Source organism: Salmonella sp. 32082101201600294FB01SM01 (assembly GCF_017572865.1).
Classification (GTDB): domain Bacteria; phylum Pseudomonadota; class Gammaproteobacteria; order Enterobacterales; family Enterobacteriaceae; genus Salmonella; species Salmonella enterica.
Genome location: NZ_JAGESB010000004.1, coordinates 281,502 through 306,770, shown reverse-complemented (window position 1 = coordinate 306,770; position 25,269 = coordinate 281,502). Strand labels below are relative to the sequence as shown.

At 55.9% G+C, this 25,269-nt stretch carries 6 protein-coding genes and 1 pseudogene; 6 read left to right on the top strand and 1 reads right to left on the bottom strand.

The features are described 5' to 3' along the window. Positions 1–58: 58 nt before the first annotated feature. The 6 genes and pseudogenes from J4645_RS17880 (at position 59) to shdA (ending at position 23,739) form a co-directional block, all read left to right on the top strand. Positions 59–280, top strand: coding sequence for a zinc ribbon domain-containing protein (locus J4645_RS17880; protein ID WP_000406472.1), 222 nt, complete (start codon positions 59–61; stop codon positions 278–280). A gap of 346 nt (positions 281–626) precedes the next feature. Beyond that, entirely contained in the window at positions 627–2,819 is a 2,193-nt protein-coding gene (sinH, locus tag J4645_RS17875; RefSeq protein ID WP_000252237.1) for an intimin-like inverse autotransporter SinH, read from the top strand. Positions 2,820–2,876: 57 nt separating this feature from the next. Continuing rightward, positions 2,877–3,842 (top strand): SinI family autotransporter-associated protein, encoded by a 966-nt coding sequence (locus J4645_RS17870; protein ID WP_023214568.1) that lies wholly within the window; start codon positions 2,877–2,879, stop codon positions 3,840–3,842. Between the two features lie 119 nt (positions 3,843–3,961). Continuing rightward, positions 3,962–9,565, top strand: a complete 5,604-nt coding sequence (gene ratA, locus J4645_RS17865) for a DUF823/DUF824 repeat adhesin RatA (protein WP_071667765.1) — start codon at positions 3,962–3,964, stop codon at positions 9,563–9,565. Between the two features lie 125 nt (positions 9,566–9,690). Then, positions 9,691–17,008: pseudogene (gene ratB, locus J4645_RS17860) on the top strand (DUF823/DUF824 repeat adhesin RatB). A 632-nt stretch (positions 17,009–17,640) separates the two neighbouring features. Further along, positions 17,641–23,739, top strand: a complete 6,099-nt coding sequence (shdA, locus tag J4645_RS17850; RefSeq protein ID WP_024150807.1) for a fibronectin-binding autotransporter adhesin ShdA — start codon at positions 17,641–17,643, stop codon at positions 23,737–23,739. Positions 23,740–23,903: 164 nt separating this feature from the next. On the opposite strand, the gene xseA is transcribed toward shdA, so the two are convergent. Next, on the bottom strand, positions 23,904–25,253 hold the full coding sequence (xseA, locus tag J4645_RS17845; protein WP_208208997.1) for an exodeoxyribonuclease VII large subunit: 1,350 nt from the start codon (positions 25,251–25,253) through the stop codon (positions 23,904–23,906). Between the last annotated feature and the right edge of the window lie 16 nt (positions 25,254–25,269).

The window sequence follows — 25,269 nt, the reverse complement described above, 5'->3', positions numbered from 1 at the left end:
AGCGCTGCGCTATCAGGCCTTTCAAGTAAAAGTGAGTCACGCGCCTGAGGAGAATGTTATGGAAATAACCTGTCCCGTTTGCCATCACGCGCTGGAGCGCAATGGCGATACAGCGCATTGCGAGACATGCGCTAACGATTTCTCGTTACAGGCAATTTGTCCTGACTGCCGCCAGCCGTTACAGGTTTTGAAAGCCTGCGGCGCAGTGGACTATTTTTGCCAGAATGGTCATGGTTTAATTTCAAAAAAACGGGTTAACTTCGTCATTTCCGATCAATAAAACCGCTGTCGACGTTGCGCCGCAGAGCAGAGGCGCCGACGTCTTATCCGGCTAAGGACAAAAGCGTTATTCGATACTCCCGTAATATCAGCATCGTATCCTGCCCGGTAGCTATTTTATTCTTTTTATTTATTCAACTATTTATAGGGAATATTATTTCCGAAAATTAATATTAGAAATAAATAATAGCTTTCTTTTTTATTTATTATATCAATATTATAAATCTGTTTCATATTAAACTTTTCTTTTTAGGAATATATTTAGGTCTGTTAGTTATGATTCCATCTGAATCATCCATATAATATCTTTTCATAGCGGCGTGTTTATTTAACGACAGGGATATCATATGGTGCGAAGGATTCGCATTCTGGTTTTGCTATTAGTGTCTGGAGTATCAGTTGCGGCTTCCGGCGCAGATAACTCTGTATCTGCAAATGATGAAAGCCACTCCTCCCTGCCTGATTTAGCCAGCGAATCCGCGAAAAAAGAAGAACAGGAAAATAAAGGAAAGACCTTTAAAGAACAGGGCGCTAACTACTTTATTAATTCCGCCACCCAGGGCTTTGATAATCTCACTCCGGAAGCGCTGGAATCCCAGGCGCGCGGTTATATTCAAGGGCAAGTCACGTCTTCTGCGCAATCCTATCTCGAAGGTATGCTTTCGCCTTATGGTAAAGTGCGCACCAGTTTATCTATTGGCGAAGGCGGCGATCTGGACGGCAGTTCGCTGGATTATTTTATTCCCTGGTATGATAACCAGAGCACGCTTTTCTTTAGCCAGATTTCGGCTCAACGTAAAGAAGACCGCACCATTGGTAACGTTGGGCTTGGCGTGCGCCAGAACGTCGGCAACTGGCTGCTTGGCGGCAACGCATTCTATGACTACGATTTTACGCGCGGTCACCGTCGATTAGGTCTGGGAACCGAAGCCTGGACGGATTACCTGAAATTCTCCGGCAACTATTACCATCCTCTTTCTGACTGGAAAGATTCCAAAGATTTCGACTTTTATGAAGAACGACCCGCGCGCGGCTGGGATATCCGCATGGAAAGCTGGCTGCCGTTTTATCCGCAGCTTGGCGCTAAATTAGTTTATGAACAGTACTACGGCGATGAAGTGGCGCTGTTTGGCACCGATAACCTGCAAAAAGATCCTCATGCCGTTACCGTCGGACTAAATTACACGCCGGTACCGCTGGTCACGGTTGGTACGGATTACAAAGCCGGTACTGGCGATAGTAACGATTTTAGCGTTAACGCGACCGTGAACTACCAGATAGGCACGCCGCTGGCGGCGCAGCTCGATCCGGAAAACGTTAAAATTCAGCACTCCTTAATGGGCAGCCGCACCGATTTTGTCGATCGTAACAATTTCATCGTTCTCGAATATCGCGAGAAAGATCCGCTGGACGTCACGTTGTGGCTGAAGGCCGACGCCACCAACGAACACCCGGAATGCGTGATTGAAGATACGCCTGAGGCCGCGGTGGGTCTGGAAAAATGCAAATGGACTGTCAACGCGCTGATTAACCACCATTACAAAATTATTTCTGCTTCCTGGCAGGCGAAAAACAACGCCGCCCGTACGCTGGTGATGCCGGTGGTGAAAGCGGATGCGTTAACCGAAGGTAACAACAACCGCTGGAATCTGGTGCTTCCTGCCTGGGTTAACGCCGATACCGAAGAGCAGCGCACCGCCCTGAACACCTGGAAAGTACGCATGACGCTGGAAGACGAAAAGGGCAATAAGCAGAACTCCGGCGTGGTGGAAATCACTGTCCAGCAGGATCGCAAAATTGAGCTGATCGTCGACAACATTGCCGATACCGATCGCAGCGATCATAGCCATGAAGCCAGCGCGTTGGCCGATGGCGAAGACGGCGTGGTGATGGATCTCCTGATCACCGATTCCTTTGGCGACGCCACGGATCGCAATGGTAACGAACTGGTGGACGATGCCATGACGCCCGTGTTGTACGACAGCAATGATAAAAAAGTCACCCTGGCCCAGACGCCCTGCACTACGGAAACCCCCTGCGTGTTTATTGCCAGCCGTGATAAAGAAGCGGGGACGGTGACGCTTTCCAGCACCCTGCCGGGCACTTTCCGCTGGAAGGCGAAAGCAGACGCCTATGGCGACAGTAACTACGTTGATGTCACTTTTATCGGCGACAACCTGAGCGCGCTGAATGCGGTGATTTATCAGGTCAAAGCCGCCAACCCTGTCAACCTTATCGGCAAAGAAGATAAGCACCCTACGGTCAATAATACCTACCGTTTCCTGCTGTGGCGCGACAAGAATAAAGACAATGTTTTTCAGATGTCCGAGCAGCTCACGGAAGAAGAGATGGCGCTGTACGACTACCAGTGGGAGTTTACCGGGCAGAGTACAAACGGACATACCGGCGCGCTGGCCAACACCATGAATGAAGATCTTGTCCTGCCAGTAACCAATAAAGAGGCGGCACAGAAGTTTGCCGCCAATGAGGAAGATGGCGTTCAGGGTTACGGCATACGCGTTACGTATAGCCAGAAATAGCGTCAGCGTTATGGCTGACCAGCCAGCCGCTGAATTTTGAGAAAAAGGAGAGTCTGAATGCAAGCAACAGTAAAACGGCGGCTGACGAAGGTCGCTTTAGCATTAGTAGTTGCCGGGTATTGCGCCGCGCCAGCGGTGGCGGCAAACGGTAATCTGAAATCGGGGCAGTGGCAGATTGTCTCTGAACAGACGGGCACCATTCAGGGTTCGGTGCCGTGGATTACCCGTGCAGCGGATAAAACCGCGGATACCGACAAAGATCACGTGACGGTAACTATCGATCGCGGCGATCGTACCGTTGTGACCGAAGGCGATAAGCAGTTCCACGTTGGCGATAAGGTCACGGTGAACTGGGCGATTGGCGATACGGAAGGCGACCTTGACGCCAACAACACCGCCACGAAACAGACGGTGCAGTGGATGAGATACAGCGACCAGAATGGTAGCAATCCCGAAGAGATTGGCACCAAAGGTAGCGATACCTATGAAATTCAGGCGAGTGACGCAGACCATTATATCGGTATCAAAATCACGCCAACCACCACCACCGGTGATCCTGCCGTGGCAACCGAACTGCTGTTGAAAGACCTGTCGACCGATGCGGGCGGTGGTGCGGATGGTGACGATATTCCGGAAGGTCCGGTGGTGGATGAAAACGTCCATGTGGTTATTCATGAGAAAGATTCGAATACCAACCTGTTGAAGAATACAGGGACGAAACTCAAAACGAATACCACCTACCAGGTATTGCTGTGGAGCGATAAGAACGGCAACGGCACCTATGATGCCGGTGAAAACGTTACCGACCAGTATGACTACCGTTGGAAATTCGTTGGCACCAGCGCAATTGCAGGTACTGGTACCGGCGGTATCGTTAACGAAAGCTGGAACGATAAAGACCTTGTCATCCCGCTTACCAACGCCGAAGCGAAAACGGCGTTCGAGGGAGCAGACGGCGGCGTTACCGTGGGTACCGACGGTGTCCAGGGCTTTGGTTTGTCCATCGACTACAGACGCAAATAAGTTGTCCTCAACATACCACTCCCCGCGGGGAGTGGTATTTTCCGCGCACTTTGCTTAGCTGCACGCTAAGCAAAGTGGGTTGAATCACGACAGAGAATGAATACGGGTGGCTATCGCTCATGAACAGGAATCGGCAAGTGAATAAAGTGGTACATTTCTTACTGACATTACTGATCATGTTTGCAGTGTCGATCGCGCCTGCGCAGGCGCTATTGAAGGGCGGAACCTGGCAAGAGCTGAACTCGACGACCGGCGCGGTTAACGGCACCGCGCCGCTGGCCGACGGTGCCACTATTCCCCTGTATCAGGGAAGTATGCTGCTTGACCCTACCAAGACCTACGATATCGAGTTTACCGCCATGCCGCGCGATTTTAGCGCTGATGCCTCCTCAACCTCGATGCGTGCGGTCAACTCCACCGATACGGAAGGCGATCTCTTTACCGATCCGCCCTCCATCGCCTGGGAAAATCAAGAACCGCCGACCATGAGCCTGGTATGGGCCGATGCCGCCACGCCGGATACACCGCTCTCGCCGCAGCCGATTCTTAACCAGACCTTTTGCGCCCAAAACCTCGCCGGGCGGCAACTGGTTGCCTGGGCGCAGGTGGAAGATGAGAACAGCGTTCCCGCACTGTGGCTTTATACCCGTACCGGGGTGCCGAACAGTGCGGTCATTCCGCTACTTAGCCCGAAAGTGACGCTGAATATCAAACCGGCGGTGAGCGATCCTGTTTCTGTGAGCGGCGATCATATTGACGCCAACTTTGCAGCCTCGAAAGTCAAAGCGGGGGAGAGCATTACCCTCACTGTCTCCACCAAAGCCTGTAATGGCGACGTAGCGCCGAATGCTGCCTTCGTGATCCGTCGCGAGGATGCAATAAATCGCCAGGGCGTGGTCAATAACGCTAACCCGGTGCGCGTTGGCGATACCGAGTTAACGACTACGCAAACAGAATATCACGGTGTAACGGACGGGCAGGGCAACGCCACGGTGGTGGTGACGCAAGAGCAAGGTCCGGGGGTAAAAACACGACTCATCGTCTCTTCGCAAAGCTATCCCACGCTGACCGACAATGTCGACGTCATTTTCACTACCATCACCAGTCCTGACAGTGATAAGGCCAACATGTACGGTCATATGCTTGAGAACGCCACGGCGACGCTGAACGGTACGACCTACACTTTCACCCGCCCGAAACTGGCGGCGGAAACCAGCGGAAATGGCGGCACCGTTGTGGACACCAACGAAACCTGGGCGCAGTTTACCTGGAGTGGCGCGGATAACCATTGCGACATTCTGCCGAATGCCGAACAACTGGTGGCGCTAAGGCATGAGCATAGTGCGTTGGCAACGTACACCGGCTGGCCGGTGACGGGCGATGCGGAATACTGGTCGTCAACCAAAGATCAGATAAACGACTACCACGCTGCCGTGCATATGAACAGCGCGTCGGTCGTCAGGGCCGCCAACAGCGACACGCTACTGGTCAGTTGTGTGGATAAGGCCCAGCCTGCGGCGCATCCGCAGATAACGCTCTCTCCAGAGGGGCCGTATAAAGCACAGGTGGGGGAATCGATTGATTTAGTGATGACCGTTGTGGATCGCGACACGCAAAAGCCGCTGCCTTATCGCTATATGGAGCTGTTCATTGACCCTGCGAAAAACCGCAAAGGAGAGCATCAGGACGCGTGGGATAACCAACGGGTTACAATCAACACCGAAGATATGCGCGCCTCGTCGCCGGAACACTATACCGGTGTGACCGACGCCAACGGCCAGGTACACCTGACGTTAAAACACGACAGCGGCCTGGGCGTAGAAACGCCCATCCGCATCGTGATGCCGGATGATGAAGGCGGCAGCATCGAGTTGCCCTTTAGCGTAATTTTCACCGTGATAACCAGCCCGGATGTGGACGGCGCCAACATGTGGGGCCATATGCAGGGCGTGGTGGACGCGGGCAACCTGTATAGACGCCCGCTGCTGGCGGTGGAAACCAGCCACAAAGACGGTCAGTTCAGCGAAAACAACGAAGAGTGGGCGACGTTTAATTCAGTGGAAAAAGCCACCGCGCAGTGCGGCATCGGCCAGGTGCCGGATCAGTCATCGCTGACGCATTTATACAGCGAACATGCTGGCGGCAAGATGGAAAGCGAACACGGCTGGCCAACCGAAGACTATTACATCGCCGCGGACAGCGACGCTTCGGGAACGGCGCACGTCAACCTTGAAAACGGCGATAGCGGTAAATTTACCAATCAACCGAATTACCTGACCTGCTCGGCCAACGAAATGGTGGCGGTGCTGGACGTCTACTTCAACGATGACCCGGCGACCAAAAACAGCGATGCGGTTGCCAAAGTGGGTGAGCAGATTAAGCTGAACATTCATTCGCGCAACGCCCTCAACGGCATGGCGATCGCCTATACCGACTTCACCGTCACCATGGCGAACGGCAAACGGCGCGACGGGTTGACGACCGGTTTTACCGACACCAGCAATGGTCAGATGCTGTTTGATGACGTGGGCTACCTTGCCGGGCAGGCTTATCATGGGATCACCGACGCCAACGGCGATGCGACCATTATCCTCACCCAGCCGAAGGGAGTAGGGCTGCTGACGCCGTTAAGCATTGCGCCCGTCGATTCATTAATCAGCACGCCCGTTTCCCGCAGCGTGAAGTTTACCGTCGCCACCAGCCCGGATACGCCAAAAGCCAAAATGTGGGGCCATATGGCTGATACCATCACCGTCGGCGATCTGACCTTTGAGCGGCCTAAGCTGGCGGATGAAGTGACGCCGGAACGTACTCAGGCTGAGGCTAACGAAACCTGGGCGCGCGTTCTGCATCCTGACGCGGCGGGCAACCCGGATAAGGGCGGCTGCGCGGCGAACCGCCTGCCGCGCATCGATCAGCTTGAGGCGTTGTACAACGCCAACAGCGACGGCGTGATGAAAAGCACCCAGGGCTGGCCGACACTGCTTAACTACTGGTCTTCGACCTTCCAGAGCGCTACCACGTGGAAACTGATCTCGCTGTTTAGCGGCAGTGAATTCGCCAACGCCAACGTCTCCATTTACGCCAGCTGTCTGGCCAGCGATAACCCGGCGGCGGCCTCGATTACCATTGAACCGGTGGATGCGTCGCAGTGGTACGATGGCAGCGGCGTTCACGCGGTCAAAGCGAAAAAAGGCGACACGATGCAACTGAAGGTGACGGTGAAGGACGCCAGCGGCAACCCGATCCCGGAAGCGCCGTTTGTGCTCACCCGCGGCGACGGTTACGATCGCAGGGGCGAGAAGTACACCGCCAGTGAGGGCAACGATCAGCAAGGCATCGTCACGCCCGTGGTGATCGATGGCGAATCCCTGGCCTGGACCACCACCAAAATGGGGATGCTGACCGGCGCTGACGGCACCCGCATCATCAGCGTTACCCGCCCGGACACACACGGCACCCGAACGGCCATTATCGCCGCGCTGTATGAAAATGCCGCCGTGAGCGCCAGCATTGACACCATCTTTACCGTCATCACCAGCCCGGATGTCGACGTTGCCCGCATGTGGGGGCATATGTTGCCGTCGCTCACGGCGGCGGATGGCGCGGAGTATCAGCGTCCACAGCTCTACGCTGAATTAGCCAATCAGGCAAGTGCCGCGCAATATACCGAAGACAACGAAATCTGGGCGGGGCTTTATGGGCCAGACAGTTCAAAAACCGACCCCGCTGTTAACTGCGCTGCGGGCTATTTCCCTTCCGTCGAGGCGCTGGATTCGCTCTACAGCAAATACCCAAACCGCACGATAAAAACCGCCCAGGGCTGGCCGATCAACCGTTCTTACTGGAGCGGTTCCAGTTCCGGGTCGTTAACCGGCGGAAAGCCCCGATCCTATTACATTGTCGATCTGGATGATGATTCGCGCCGGGGCGTCGTTAATGACGGTGTGAACGACAGGCAATACCAAATTTGCGCAACGACGCCGAAGACGCAGGCTACGCAAATTACGCTCACCTCCACGCTGGCGACGGATGACACTATTCAGGCGGTGAAGGCTAAAAACAGTGAGTCGATCCCACTGCTCGTCACCACCACCGATGCGGCGGGTAATCCGGTGCCTTATACGACGTTTTCGCTTAAGCGCGACGCCGGGACGCCGCGTAAAGCTGACTACCCGTTTACCAACAGCTACACCATGACGATGACGCAGTCTGGTGGCGCGACGCAAGAGTTTGCCTACAGTTCATCGGTTCTTTATGGGGCGACCGGGGCGAACGGTACGTTGGCCCTTTCGCTTGACGAACCTGGCGGAGTCGGGGTGAAAAGCGTGGTGACTGCCAGCCTGTATGATACGCCGACAGTAACCTCGTCGCTGCCGGCAGTGTTTACCGTCATCACCAGCCCGAACAGCGACAAGGCCAATATGTACGGCCATATGCCGGAAACCTTCACCGCCAGCAACGGCGCGGAGTTTATGCGCCCGCTGCTGTATGGCGAACTCTCATCGCAGAATCATACGTCGAGTTACTTCGAAACCAATGAAACCTGGTTTACGGTGAATAATTTTAATACCGGGAATTATGGCGCGTGCCCGATAAATCAGATGGCCACGCAGGATGATCTCCAGTCGCTGTACCGCGATCACCCCAAAGGTAAGATCACGACCGACATTGGATTACCCATCAAGAAAAAATGGTGGGCAGGCGACAGCCTGGTAAAAAATCAATCCATTTACTGGCAATTTACCGATCTCAATACGGGTAATGGCGGCACCACGTTGGAAACTCCGGGGAATTTCTATTACCAGCTCTGTCTGACGGAACCGCGACAGATGAAGATTGCGTTATCTACGGACGTGTGGAACGCGGATAAATCGGCGGCGGTGGCGAAAACAGGCGAGGCGATACCGATGACGGTAACGGTGACTAACGGCGCCGGGCAGCCGCAGGCGGGGGCGACGGTTATGCTGACGCGTGATTACTCTTATTCGCGTGGCACGGTGGATAGCAAATACATTCAGGCCGGTGTGATTGGCGAGCCGGTTGCGTCCAAAGGCGCGTTATCAGACATGACCCTGACGCCGGTATCGCCTGCGGGTGCGGCAGTGGTGTTTAATAACCAGAGGGGAACCAGCACGAAATGGTATGGCGTCACCGGCGATGACGGTAAGTTGCGGTTCACGTTAAACCAGGATAAATCGCTGGGTTTGAGAACATCCATCACGGCGACGCTTTCGGAGCTGGCTGGCGAGACGGCGAGCGTCGATGCGATCTTTACGGTACCAACCAGCCCGGATACGCCGTATGCGTCATACTGGGGCCATATGCCGGATACCGTTGAGGTTAACGGCGTTACGCTGCGCCGCCCATTCCTGAAAACAGAGATGTCCAAAATGCCGCCAGGCACCTGGCCGCTTAATAATGAAACCTGGGCGGCGAACTATATTGATTATGGTGAAACATCCATTCATGCTACGACATCGCTGCCTTATCTTTGCGGCTCGCTGGAAAACGCCGCGACGCTGGACGATCTGAAGGCGCTGAAGAACATCATTGGCGACCTGCACTGGCCTACGGCTGCGCCGGCGTCGTCGTATACATATGACTATGCATCGCAAACGATGGTTGGCGGTAAGTATTGCTCATTTAACGAAACGACCAATACGGAAAACTGTACGCTTTCAAGTCAAGGTTTTGCTTATGCCTCGTGCCGGGTGCAGTAGGTTGGGTGAGGCGCGCCCAACCTGAGTATCCCTTGCGGCTGGCGTTGTGCCGGTCGCGATGCATTTTTAATTCCTTGTATTAATGGAATGAGCTGCAACGAAATGGACTTTTCTCAGGTACGTCAGTGAAATCGAAAAAGTGTGTCGGTTTTTTATCCTGGTTGCTGTTATGCGCCTTTATTTTAACGCCTTTCTTCGCGCAGGCCGTGCGAAGCAGCGGCGCATGGCAGGAACTCACTGAGCAAACTGCGGCTATTAACGGTACTCCCCCTCAGGCCGATAGTGTGACGATCCCGGTCTATCAGGGCAGCGTTCAGTTGCGATCTGATGCGGCTAATTCTGTTGATTACTCCGCGAAACCCAGCCAGTTCAGCACCAGCGATGCCGGCAGCGCGCTGACCTTAACCAATCCGCACGATACTGAAGGCGATATTTTCGCCGATCCGCCGCTGGCCTGGCAGGCTGAACGCGCGCCCACCGTCACGCTGGTGTGGGCCGACGCCGCCACGCCGGATACGCCGCTGTCTCCGCAGCCATCGGCAAACCTGACGTTCTGTGAGCAAAATATGGCGGGCCGCCACCTGGTGGTCTGGCCGCAACTGGATACCTCAACCGCCGTACCGCCGCTGTGGCTGCTTACCCGCACCGGCGTGCCTTATGACAGCGCGGTAGAGATACTCAATCAAAAGATTGCGGTGGATATTGCTCCCGCCGTGGGCGACCCGGTTACTCTCGTCGCCGATCATCTGGACGAGTCGCTAAACGCCGCGAAGGTCAAAGCCGGTGAAAGCATCACGCTGACGGTGAATACCAAAGGCTGTAACGGCGAGCCTGCGGGCAATATCGCGTTCGTGATTACCCGCGGCGATGCGCTGAATCGCCAGGGCGTGGTGAACAATACCGCGCCGGTACGCGTCGGCAATACCGAACTGACCACCACCGCCACAGAATATCACGGCACCACCAATGCGGAAGGCGTGGCGACGGTGACCGTCACCCAGGCTAACGGTCCGGGGGGTAAAAACCCCGCTGGTGGCGCACCCGTCAGGCGCGCCTGCGCTGAAAGCCGACGTGGACGTGATTTTTACCACCCTCACCAGCCCGGACAGCGGCAGCGCCAATATGTACGGCCATATGGCGGACAATTCCACCGCCACGGTGGATGGCGAAAGCTACACCTTTAGTCGCCCCAAACTGGCGGCGGAAACCGACGGCGAAGACCGCGCCGTCAGTATCAACAATGAAAGCTGGGCGCAGTTCAACTGGGCTAATGCGGATAAACACTGCGATATTCTGCCGGATGCGCGCCAACTGGAAGGGTTAAAAATTGAGCGTGGCGATTTATCCACCACCCTCGGCTGGCCGGTGGGGCTGACATCCGGAGATGAAGAGTACTGGTCCTCCTCCCAGGGGTCGATCGCCGCCGACCATATCAGCATTGATATGCGCAGCCGCAGCCTTACGCAAATGCCGGACGCCACGCAATCGCTGGTAAGCTGCGTGGATAAAGCCTCGCCGGAGGTTACGCCGAAGTTAGTGATTAGCGCCGACAGTTTTGATTCAACGGTCAATGCCGCGAAAGTCGAGGTTGGCGATGAGATCAATATGAAGATCAGCGTGACCGACAGCGCCACCAACAAACCGCTGCCCTATCGCTACTTTAATGTCTATCTGGGCGACGAACAGAATCGCCAGAATCAAAAGAACGCCGATATTGACGCGGCGCATCAGTGGTCGGATGAACCGGTCGTCATCACCAATCTGGAAGGCAGCGACGGTCACTATCACGGCGTCACCGACGCCAACGGCCAGTTCTCGCTGGCGCTGACCCAGGATCGGGGCGCGGGCGTGTTAACCCCGGTGCGCGTGGTGCTGTTCGACGGGACGGAAGCGACGCAGAACGTCATTTTTACCGTAGTCACCAGCCCGGACGTGGCGCAGGCGCGCATGTGGGGCCATATGCAGGGCGTGGTGGAGGCGGGCAATATCTACAAACGTCCGCTGCTGGCGGACGAAGCCGCGCAGGACACCGGCTCTGAATTTGAGAATAACGAATACTGGGCCACGTTTAACTCGGTAACGGCGGCGACAAACCAGTGCGGCGCGGGCCAGGTGCCGGGGCAACTGCTGCTGGATACGCTGTATGCGGCCCATTCCGGCAACGCGATGGAAACGACCTACGGCTGGCCGACGCAGAAACACAGCTATATCGCGGCGGATACCGATGGCTCTACCACCGCGCACGTCAACCTGGCGACCGGCGCGGACAGCATGTTCAGCGGCGCTGAACCGAACTATCTTTCCTGTTCCGGCAACGAACTGGTGACCATCCTGAACGTTTACTTCGATGGCAACGAGTCGTTACGCAATGCGGTCGCCAAAGTGGGCGAACAGGTAACGATGAACGTGCACTCCGTCAACGCGCTGAACGGACTGACTGTGCCTAACGCCGCGTTTACCGTGACCATGTCGCATGGCAAAAATCGCGACAACGCGACGACCGGTTTTACCGATTCCAGCGACGGAACGTTGGTCATGGGGGGAACCTCGTTTGGCTCCTCCCAGGCGTCGATGACGTATCAGGGCATCACCGATGCCGAGGGGAACGCCACGCTGGTGATTGAACAGCCGCAGGGCGTCGGCTTGCTGACGCCGCTGACCGTACTGCCGCTCCACTCGCTGATCACCGCCCCCGTCAACCGCAGCGTGAAATTCACCGTACCCACCAGCCCCGACACGCCAAAAGCGCATATGTGGGGACATATGGCGGATACTATCACCGTGGACAATATGGAATTCCAGCGGCCAAAACTGGCGGCGGAAGCGACTGCCGCGACCAGGACCGAAGATCAGAATAACGAAACCTGGGCGCGCGTTACCCATGCCGATGCGCTGAACAACCCCGACGCCGGAGGCTGCGAGGTTAATCATCTGCCGCAAGATCACCAGCTTAGCGCACTCTATACCGCGAACGATGGCAATAAAATTCACACCGTATCCGGCTGGCCGACGTCGTATAACTACTGGTCTTCCACCTTCGCCAGCGCCAGTTCGTGGCAGACGGTATCGCTGGCCTCCGGCGACAAAACCGCTTCCGGCGACGCTTCCGATTTTGTGAGTTGCCTGGTTGGCGTCAATCCCACGGCCGCCTCAATTACCATCGAACCGGTAGATACGTCGCTGTGGTATGACGTCGGCGGCGAGCACGCGGTGAAAGTGAAAAAAGGCGACACCCTTCAGCTCAAGGTGACGGCGAAAGACGCCAGCGGCAATCCGGTCCCGGATGCGCCGTTTGTGCTCAGTCGCGGCGACGGCTATACCCGCCAGGGGGAAAAACACATCGCCGGTAGCGGCGACGGCATCGTTTCTGCGGTGGTCATCGACGGTGAATCGCTCAACGATACCGCCACCAAAATCGGCGAACTGACCGGCGAGGACGGCAGCAAAATTATCACCGTCACCCGCCCGGATACCCACGGTACGAAGGTCGCGATTACGGCGGCGCTGTACGATAACGCCAGCGCGACGGCCAGCATCGACACCATCTTTACCGTGGTCACCAGCCCCGACAGCGATAAGGCTAAAATGTGGGGCCATATGCCGGAAACGGTAGCGGCGGCCAACGGCGAGGTATTTAAGCGCCCGCTGTTATCGGCTGAAATCGCCAGCGGCATTACCCACGGCAGCAATACGGAAAATAACGAAACCTGGGGCAGCGTGAATTTTGAGGTGGCGAAAGACGCCTGCGGCGCGGGATTTGTGCCCTCGCTTGCCGATCTCCAGTCGCTGTACGACGCCTGGCCAGGCGGCGCCATGAATACCCAGCAGGGCTGGCCGCTGGACGGTAAAAACTACCAGGACAGCACCGCCGATTTAAGCAGGACATCGGAAAACCGCTACGTTAAGTCGATTAATCTGCGCGACGGCGGCATCGGTTCGCTGCTGTGGGATGAAAAACTCTATTTTGTCTGTCTGCAAAACGCCCATCCGGTGGCGACGCAGATAACGCTGACTTCGCCGCAGTATAACGACAGCGATGGTTTCGCTAAAGCGAAGGTCGGCGAGACGATTCCGGTCACCATCACCACGCTGGATGCCCAGGGCAAGCCGGTGGCGGACACGCCGGTTATCTTTACGCGCGGCGACAGCATTGGGCGGGCGAATCAGGAGGTTAACGGTTCGCAGGCGGCAGCCATACAGATTAACCACAGCGACGCGCGTAACAGCGGCGTTGAGTATTACACCGCTACCGGCGCGGACGGTACGCTGACGCTGGATATCAGCCAGGACGGGAGCGCTGGCTTTAAAACGCCGCTGATGGCGTCGATAGAGCACAGCAACGCCACAACGACCGCGCCATTGCCGGTTATTTTCACCGTGGTTACCAGCCCGGACACCCCGAAGGCCAGCTACTGGGGCCATATGGCGGAAACGTTAACCGACAGCAGCGGCGTGGCGTACAAACGTCCGCTGCTGGCGAGCGAGTTCAGCGCTACGCCCGGCAAAACGCTGACCATCGCCAACGGCTACTACGACAAGGGCGAAACCTGGGGCATGATAACCGTCGATAAAGCCTGGAACGGCGTCAGCGGCGGCTGCGGGCGCGATTATCTGCCCAGCGTCAGCAACCTCCAGACGCTGTACAATACCTGGCCTGATAATGCCATGCGCAGCCGTAACGGCTGGCCGATGACCAGTTCGGGCAACAACAACGTCAGCCGCTACTGGTGGGCGGGGGATTACGTGATATCGTCAGACGGCGCGCAGTCGCTGTACGCAGCGGTCAACCTGTTTAACGACGGCAATGATGTCAAAACGACGACCAGCACCACGGCTTACTACATGCAGACCTGTCTTGTCTCGGCGCGCCGCGCCGCTGCCAGCCTGACGCTGACGCTGGCAGGCCAGGATGAAGCCACCGGAATCGCAAAGGCGAAGAAGGGCGAGCAGATTGCCGCTACCGTCACGGTGAAAGACGCCGCAGGCCAGCCGATGAAAAACGTGATGGTGAAAATCAGCCGGGGAACGTCGTACAATCGCGCCAATAGCGCCGCATCGGCTTCAGGCGCCACAGACGATATTACGCTACGTAATGTGATGCCGTCCGGCCTTGCGACATCCCTGCTGGATACCTCCGCGAAATATCTGTACGTGGAAACTGATGAACTGGGTCAGGTGACATTTACCCTGGCTCAGGACAGTACCACAGGTTTAAAGACCACTATCAGCGCCGCCACGATGGATGGCAGCAACCTGACGGACAGTAAAGACGCAATCTTTACCGTAGTGACCAGCCCGGATACCGACAAGGCCATATACTGGGGCCATATGCCGGAAACCTTTACCAACAGTAAGGGGGTTGAATTTAAGCGACCGCTGCTGCGCGCTGAACTTTCTTCAACGGCGGACACGTCGGGTTATACGGAAAATAACGAGTCCTGGTATACCTGGAGCCGTTATCCGAATATGTATCAGGACACCGCCAGCCCGTGCGATAGGCTGGGGTTGCCGACGATGGATGAGTTAAAAACGCTGTATGCCGACTATCCGCAGGGCGGGCTAACGGCGGCCTTTGGGCTACCGGTGGCTGGGGGGAAATACTGGGGGGCGGGGGATTCGAAAGTCAACGATACGCACTCGACGAATAATTTCCAGTACATCAGGCTAAATACCGGCGAGACGACAACGACAAGCACCAATACTGCAACGGCGCAACTCTGCCTGGCGAAGTGCAGGGTGCTGTCGATAGCGCTGACTTCCAGCGCCATGAATGCCGAAAAATCCGCGGCGCTGGCGAAAAAGGGGGAAAAAATTCCGCTTACGGTGACCGTCACTGACGGCGCTGGTACGCCGCAGCCCAACGTCCCCATTCGTCTGGGGCGAGGGAACTATTCGCAAAACCGGGCGGGCGGCAATGAAAACGGCAGCAATAGCGACATGCTGTTAACGCCGATTGCGCCGCCAGCGGATGCCAAAGCGTTTGCCTATCATTATTCCGGCGAGCAACTCTGGTACTGGTACGGCACCACGGATGAGAGCGGCAGAGTGCAGTTTGAACTGACGCAGGATAACACCCCCGGCCTGAAAACACGGCTGGAAGCGATGCTTCCCGACAATCCGCCGACGGTCAGCGATATGGACGCGATTTTCACCGTCATCACCAGCCCGGACAGCGTGAAAGCCAAATACTGGGGACATATGCCGGAAACCGTGACCAACAGCGCGGGCGTGGAATTCCGCCGCCCGCTACTGGCGGCTGAGATGACGTCGAACAGCGGCACCTACCTTGACAATAATGAAACCTGGCCGCTGGTGACCATCGCGAACACCCAAAAAGCGGGCGCGACCGGCTGTGATGCGCAGTACCAGCCGTTATTAAACGACCTGCAAACGCTGTATGGCGACAATCCCAACAGCGCTATCGGTACGGCGTTCGGCTGGCCGGTTGGGGCGGGTAAATCCTGGCTGGCGGTAGACCAGGAAACAGGCACCGGGTATTACCAGTATCTGCGGCTGGATACTGGCGCCAAAGGCCGTTCCAGTTCCACGAGCGTGACCGGCGCGCAGGTGTGTCTGGTCGAGCCGCATACTTCTACTCCTGCCAGTATTACGCTGACCTCGACGGCGATGGACGGCGCGAAAAACGCGGCGGTAGTGGAGAAGGGAAGCGCGATGCCGTTAACGGTGACGGTAAAAGATAGCAGCGGTAACCCGGTCGCCAACGTCGGTTTTACGTTGTCACGTGGCGATTCGAAAAATCGGGCAGGTACGGTGGTAACGGATGGCGACGTGGCAGCGGATGCCGGAGCAGACGATCTCATGCTTAAAGCGCTGACACCCGCAAGCGCCAGCCAAAGTATGACCACCACCGGGATTGTCTTTACCGGCACTACCGGCAGCGACGGTACGGCAACGTTTACGCTTAATCAGGATAAAAGCCTGGGACTGAAAACGCCACTCACGGTGAAACTGACGGACAATACGACTCTTCACGCATCACTGGATGTGATTTTTATGGTACTTACCAGTCCGGATACGGATAAAGCGTTGTTCTGGGGAAATATGGCGGATACGACATCCGTTAACGGAAAAACGCTGCATCGTCCGTGGCTTCAGGCTGAGCTGCTGTCAGGCGTGACGCCAGTATTTACCAACGGAGTGCATACAAATAACGAGTACTGGGCGATGGCGCATACGGTGGACAACACTAAATGGGATATTGCCAAGCAGTGCGGTAGCCTTAGCAAAGCACCGGATAATAACGACCTGTTGACGCTGTATCATTCCATTAGCTCGTTAGGCTGGCCGACGCAGGGCTACCCCTATTTATCTAAATCAACCTCGAGCGGCGGCATGTATTGCGGCGTGGATGAGAATACCAGGAATCAAAACTGCGCCATTAAGCCGGCAAGTTCAGCAGGTTATGCGACGTGCGTGGATTAACGTATTAAGCGTCTGGCACGAAAAAAATCTGCTTTTCACGTTCCATTGAGCTTCATGAAAAAGTAATCGACGCATTCATTGAAAAGTATATGTTCTGCTAATTGGAGTCACCACCGTTTGCCGCGAGTGTGTAAAAGCGCCGTCTCGCTTCTGCAACCCGGCATCTGGCGCTACCCATATACTCTAAATAATTCGAGTTGCAGGAAGGCGACATAAAGTAAGTGACTGGGGTGAGGGAACGCAGCCGCAGCACATGCAACTTGAAGTATGACGAGTATATTTACAATAACACCAGGTGTCGCATGATAATCACACCTTTTTCCTCACGCATCTATTTATCTCAATATATGAAACCATTAAATATCATTCATAATATAAATTTTTATAAAATGGATAGATATATTTATATCAATTATGAATTAATCAAAGGTTGACCTGGCATTGAAATAGGCCTTGAAATTAGTTAATAATCTGTCTTTGATAATATATTGTTACAGATGATTGTAATCATTCATAGAACTATATTTTTGTTATTTATTATTTATCTCATTTATATACACCATTTAAAAGCTATTTACAGCCAATCAAAATCAAGTTTGCTTCGTGAACGTTATTAAAAGGAAATTTAAAAATTGAACAGGACCTACAGTATCGTCTGGAGCGCCGTGCGAAATATGTATGTCGTGGCTTCAGAACTGGCGCGAGGCCACAGCAAAGTTAAAATACAGGCGCACGCTAATGAAGTCGCCCCTTCTATTGAAAAGCCTGAGTCAGGATGGACAATTAGTGCAAAACACAATGCGCTGGCCTTCGCAATTGTTGCCGCGCTTGGGTTCGCCAGTCCGCTGGCTATGGCCGATAATCCGGTGTCCTACATTGACGGAACCGACCACGACCTGAACGCAGAAACGTCGCCAATTTCTTATTCAGGTACTGGTGAAGGCACCGCACTGTACCTCGAAGGTTTGCCCACACAGAACCAGGGCTGGCAGCCAACCTCAGCCACAGGCACGGGTGTTGTGATTGAAACGGACGGCGGCGGGGCTCCCCTTTCGGACGGTAGCAGCCATGCAGCCGCCACGGCGGTTAAGCTTACTAACGGCGCGATGCTTAATCTTACCGACGCGGTAATCACGACGTCGGGAGAATATGCTATGGGTATCGAGCTATCAGGACAGAGCAGCATAATGCTAACGGGAGGGACTCTCCTGGCCGGAGGCAATTATGGCATCATGACGCTCAGCGGCGAGTCGCAAGCGACATTGAGCGACATCAAGGTAACAGCAACAGCGGAAACCGGCAGCGATGTAGTTTCGCAAGAAGGCAGCACGCTGAACATCACGGACGGGAGTGAAATCACGCTCACGAGGGGACAACTGCGCGTGGTTGGCAGCACAACAGGCAACGCTTTCCTGAATGTGAGCGATAGTACAGTGAGTTCCACGGGTACAGACAGTACTGTTATCGCGTCCAACAAGGGCGTTCTTGATATTACGAACTCTACCGTCACGCACGATAATGCCAAAGGCGCAGCCATTGAGGCTGGTAATGCCTCAACGGTGACTATTTCCGGCGATAATAAAAGTTCGATGGTCATCAACTCCAAAGATATAGGCATTAAGAGCGCCAAATCTTCCGTCAACATTGACGGCGCCACCATCATCGCCAAAGGCGATGGTATTTTGATGACCACGGGGGGCAGCAGTTTTTACAGCAATAACTCCGGGCTGATGGTCAATAATGCGGACGTGACCTCAGACGACGCCGCCGCGCTGCACGTTGATAAAAACACGGTGATGGAAAAGCCCATTACATTAACCGACAGCACATTGACTGGCCCAACGGCTATTAAACTGGATAATGCGGCAACCGTAGAGGCCAACAACACAACGCTGAATGGCAACATTGACGCGGGGAGCACAGTATCGTCCTTGTCGCTGGCCGAAAAATCCTCACTGCAAGGGAGCGTCAACGGCCTGAACAGTTCATTGACGCTTGACGAAACCAGCCAGTGGAACATGACCAACCCGTCAACCGTCGGCAACCTGACCAACGATGGCGGCATTACGCTGGGCAACGCGAGCGGTTCGACAGGTACGCTGCTGACGGTGGACAATACCCTGACCTTGCAGGACGGCAGCCAGATAAACGCGACGCTGGATACCGCCAACAGCTCGCCAATTATCAAAGCCACCAACGTCACGTTGGACGGGACGCTGAACCTTAGCTCAACGGCCACCTTTGTCGCGCCCGAAACCGACGAGCACTTAGGATCGTTCACGCTGATTGATTCGCAAACTGCGATCACTACCGATTTTGACAGCGTAACGCTGGATGCCGACATCTCTGCTATGCCGGATTACCTTACGATCAACGCGGGCGTTGATGCGAATGATAATACCAACTACGAGTTGTCTACGGGCTTGAGTTGGTACGCGGGCGCAAATTCTGCGCGCGCTGCGCATGGCACTTTTACCGTTGATGCAGGCAGTACCTTTACCGTCACCAGCGAACTGGATGAAACCACGGCGACCTCCAACTGGGATGGCAGCAAGCTAACCAAACAGGGCGACGGCACGCTGATCCTCAGCAACACTGGCAACGACTACGGCGACACTGAAATTGACGGCGGCATTCTGGCCGCCAAAGACGCCGCCTCGCTCGGTACTGGCAATGTGACGATTGCAGAAAGCGCAACGCTTGCGCTGAGCCAGGGCACGCTGGATAACAACGTGACCGGCGGGGGCAAAATTGTCAAAACCGGTAACGATGAGCTGATCGTGACCGGCGATAACACTTACTCCGGCGGCACCACCATAACCGGCGGTACGCTGACGGCTGACCATGCGGATTCGCTGGGCACTGGCGCTATCGTTAACAGCGGCGTGCTTCAGGTGGGCGAAGGCGAGCTGGAAAATACGCTTTCCGGCAGCGGCGCGTTGGTGAAAACCGGTACGGGCGAGCTGACGTTAAGCGGCGATAACAGTTACTCCGGCGACACCACCATTACTGGCGGCACGCTGACGGCTGACCATGCGGATTCGCTGGGCACTGGCGTTATTGCCAACAGCGGCGTGCTTCAGGTCGGCGAAGGCGAGCTGGAAAATACGCTTTCCGGCAGCGGCGCGCTGGTGAAAACCGGTACGGGCGAGCTGACGTTAAGCGGCGACAACACTTACTCCGGCGGCACCACCATAACCGGCGGCACGCTGACGGCTGACCATGCGGATTCGCTGGGCACTGGCGTTATTGCCAACAGCGGCGTGCTTCAGGTGGGCGAAGGCGAGCTGGAAAATACGCTTTCCGGCAGCGGCGCGCTGGTGAAAACCGGTACGGGCGAGCTGACGTTAAGCGGCGACAACACTTACTCCGGCGGCACCACCATTACCGGCGGTACGCTGACGGCTGACCATGCGGATTCGCTGGGCACTGGCGTTATTGCCAACAGCGGCGTACTTCAGGTGGGCGAAGGCGAGCTGGAAAACACCCTTTCCGGCAGCGGTTCGCTGGTGAAAACCGGTACGGGCGAGCTGACGTTAAGCGGCGATAACACTTACTCCGGCGACACCACTATTACCGGCGGTACGCTGACGGCTGACCATGCGGATTCGCTGGGCACTGGCGATATCGACAACAGCGGCGTGCTTCAGGTCGGCGAAGGCGAACTGGAAAATACGCTTTCCGGCACCGGTTCGCTGGTGAAAACCGGTACGGGCGAGCTGACGTTAAGCGGCGACAACACTTACTCCGGCGGCACCACTATTGACGACGGTGTGCTGATTGCCACCAACGTTAACGCGCTGGGCGGCGGTGATGTCGATAACACGGGTACGCTGAAGCTGGACGCGGAGGGCGAATTCAACCTTGCGAATGTCACAACCCAGTCTGGAGCAACGACTGAGCTGGCCAAAGGTACGACGCTCAACGTCGACTCGCTGACTCAACAAGCCGATAGTACGCTGAATATTGACCTCAGTAAGGCCAACGGTGAAAGCGCCATTACCGCCGACAGCGTCACGCTGGGCGGCACGCTGAACGTCACCGGCATCGGCAGCGTTACAGACAGCTGGACGCCTGAGGTATACACCTACACGCTGATTGACAGCGACAGCGCCATTACGAGCGATTTCGACAATCTGACCGTCGCGGGAATGAACAGAGAAGATGTTGACTTCCTGACTATCGACGGAAAAGTCGACGAAGCAGACAACACCCACTATGATCTGACGGCCTCCCTCTCCTGGTATGCGGACAGAGACAACGCTTCTACCGACGCTCACGGTACCTTTACCCTTAGCGACCCTGACGGCAGCTTTAACGTTGCGGCTAATCTGACAGACGTTGACGACACGCTTGATCCGAATAGCACATGGGACGGTAAATCGCTGACCAAAGAAGGCGCAGGCACGCTGATCCTCTCCGGCGACAACGACTACAGCGGCGGCACCACCATCAATGAAGGTACGCTGGTCGCCGCCAGTACGACGGCGCTGGGCACCGGCCTGGTCGACAATAACGCCACGCTGGTGCTGGACGCAGATGGTGAAGTCAGCGCGGTGGGCGGCATCACCACTCATAGCGGCGCGACGACCCAACTGGCGCTCGGCACCTCGTTGGATCTCGGCGACAGCGCGTTAATTCAGGAAGATGGCAGTACGCTGAACGTTGAGCTGAATAGTGACTCAGTGCAACCGCTGATTACCGGCGGCAGCGCCACGCTTGGCGGCGATCTGGTCGTCAGCGACGCCAGCCTGGAAGCGCGCGCCTCCGACGCGGAGTTCCAGTCCTTTAAACTGATGGATATGGACAGCGATATCAGCGGCGACTTTACCAGCCTGACGATGAACCTTACTGACAAGCCGGACTATCTGACCGTAACCGGGACAATCAATCCTGAAGATGCGTCAGAATATCTGCTTACCGAAGGGCTGAGCTGGAATGCGACCGCCACGTCAGCGACGCCAGCACATGGCACGTTTACCCTGGGCGCAGGCGACAGTTTTGAAGTCACCAGCGTACTGGGCGATAAAACCGGCAACGGCGACTGGGACGGTAAATCGCTGACCAAACTGGGCGCGGGTAAACTGACGCTGAGCGGCGCGAATACCTATAGCGGCGATACCAACGTACAGGAAGGCACACTGTGGCTGTCCGGGGACGGTACGATCGGTGAAATGGGCAGCCAGCAAGCGGTGAACGTCGCCTCTGACGCGACCTTCGGCGGCAGCAACGGTACTACCGTTAACGGTAAGGTGACCAACGAAGGGACTCTGGTCTTTGGCGACAGCGAGGAAACTGGCGCTATCTTCACCCTCAATGGCGATCTGATCAACATGGGGACAATGACCAGCGGCAGCTCCTCCAGCACGCCTGGCAATACGCTTTATGTCGATGGTAATTACACTGGCAACGGCGGCTCGCTTTACCTGAATACCGTCCTGGGCGATGATGATTCGGCGACCGATAAGTTGGTCATTACCGGCGATGCCTCCGGCACCACCGATCTGTACATCAACGGCATCGGCAATGGGGCGCAGACCACTAACGGTATCGAAGTGGTGGATGTTGGCGGCACATCGACAAGCGATGCGTTTGTGTTAAAAAATGAAGTTAACGCCAGTCTGTATACCTACCGTCTGTACTGGAATGAAAGTGACAACGACTGGTATCTGGCGTCAAAAGCACAGTCTGATGATGACGACAGCGGCAGTGATGTCACGCCTCCAGATGATGACAGTGATGTCACGCCTTCGGACGACGGCGACGATGGCGGCGATGTCGCACCGCAGTACCGTGCGGATATCGGCGCGTACATGGGCAACCAGTGGATGGCGCGCAACCTGCAAATGCAGACCCTCTATGACCGCGAGGGTAGCCAGTATCGTAACGCCGATGGCAGCGTATGGGCGCGCTTCAAAGCGGGTAAAGCGGAATCCGAGGCTGTCAGCGGCAATATCGATATGGACAGCAACTACTCCCAGTTCCAGTTAGGCGGCGACATTCTGGCCTGGGGCAACGGCCAGCAGAGCGTTACCGTTGGCGTCATGGCGAGCTACATCAACGCCGATACCGACAGTACCGGTAACCGTGGCGCAGACGGTAGCCAGTTCACCAGTAGCGGCAACGTAGACGGCTACAACCTTGGCGTCTATGCCACCTGGTTTGCCGATGCTCAAACGCATAGCGGCGCGTATGTCGACAGCTGGTACCAATATGGTTTCTACAACAACAGCGTAGAGAGCGGTGATGCGGGTTCTGAATCTTACGATTCAACCGCTAACGCTGTCTCGCTGGAAACCGGTTATCGCTACGATATTGCGCTGAGTAACGGCAATACCGTCAGTCTGACGCCGCAGGCGCAGGTTGTCTGGCAGAATTACTCAGCGGATAGCGTGAAGGATAACTACGGCACCCGGATCGACGGTCAGGATGGCGACAGTTGGACAACGCGCCTGGGTCTGCGTGTTGACGGCAAGCTATACAAAGGCAGCCGTACGGTTATCCAGCCGTTTGCTGAAGCTAACTGGCTGCACACCAGCGATGATGTGTCGGTATCGTTTGATGATGCTACGGTGAAACAGGATCTTCCGGCTAACCGTGCGGAGCTGAAAGTGGGTCTGCAGGCAGATATCGATAAGCAGTGGAGCGTTCGCGCTCAGGTTGCCGGGCAGACTGGCAGCAATGATTTTGGCGATCTGAACGGTAGCCTCAATCTGCGCTATAACTGGTAAGTTAGTGACAAAACCGGGCAGGTATTCTCTGCCCGGTTTTGAGGCGAATGACAAACCGGTTGATCGTCAGATTATGGCTACACCTTATCCGATGTGGCGCGTAGGTTGGCTGAGGCGAAGTCGAACCCCAACATCGCGCTGCAAAGGGGGGGGGGAATGTTGGATTACGTGCCCGGCGTGACGGATTTGACTTCACTTTCAAGCCAGCCGTCCTCCAGTCTCGTGGTCATAATATCGCCTGCTTTAACCTGTTTGATCTTTTTCAGCACTTTGCCGTCCGTTGTCGTCGAAACCGTATAGCCGCGCGCCAGCGTGGCTAACGGGCTGACCGCCTCCAGATGCGTGACCGCGTTGCCAAAGCGTTCGCGCTGTTCGCTTAACCGTGAGCGGATATTCTCCGTCAGACGATATTCCAGCTGTTGGATGCGCGACTGCGCACGGTGAATGCGCGGCTGCGGATTTTGCTGGCTCAGGCGTTGACTTACGCGCTGTTGGCGCTGAGTGGCCTGCTTAATCCTGGCCTCAAGCGCAAATCCCATCCGTTGGCGTAGACGTTCCAGCGCGGTTTGCTGGCGGGCCAGACGCAGTTGCGGATGTTGCTGTTGCAGACGGTGAAAAATCTGCGTGAAACGGCAGCTACGGTTAGCGAGGTAGTAGTCCATCGCCATGCCCAGACGCTGCTGGGCGGATTGAATCTGGCGCAACAACTCCTGCTGGTTACGGCTGACAATTTCTGCCGCTGCTGATGGCGTCGGCGCGCGCAGGTCGGCGACAAAATCAGCTATCGTGACGTCCGTTTCGTGACCGACGGCGCTGACCATCGGAATGCGGCTGGCAAAAATAGCCCGCGCCACGCGTTCGTCGTTAAAACTCCACAAATCTTCCAGCGAACCGCCGCCGCGTCCGACGATCAGTACATCACACTCGCCCCGCGCGTTCGCCAGTTCGATAGCACGAACAATCTGCCCCGGCGCGTCGTCGCCCTGGACCGCCGTCGGGTAGATAATTACGGGCAGGGATGGGTCACGACGCTTTAGCACGTGGAGAATATCGTGCAACGCTGCGCCGGTTTTCGAGGTGATCACCCCCACGCAGTGGGCCGGGGAGGGTAACGGTTGTTTATGCTGCTGATCGAACAACCCTTCGGCCTGCAGTTTGGCTTTTAGCTGCTCATATTTCTGCTGCAACAAGCCTTCGCCCGCGGGCTGCATACTTTCGGCGATGATTTGATAATCGCCGCGCGGCTCGTACAGCGTAATATTGGCGCGTACCAGCACCTGCTGCCCGTGCTGCGGGCGGAACGTCACCCGGCGGTTGCTGTTACGGAACATCGCACAGCGCACCTGAGCGGTATCGTCTTTGAGCGTAAAGTACCAGTGGCCCGACGCAGGCTGCGTGAAATTAGAAATCTCGCCGCTGATCCATACCTGTCCCATCTCCTGTTCTAACAGCAGACGAACCGTCTGGTTAAGGCGGCTTACGGTAAAAATTGAGGAAGTTTGAGAGGATAACATGTGAGCGGGATCAAAT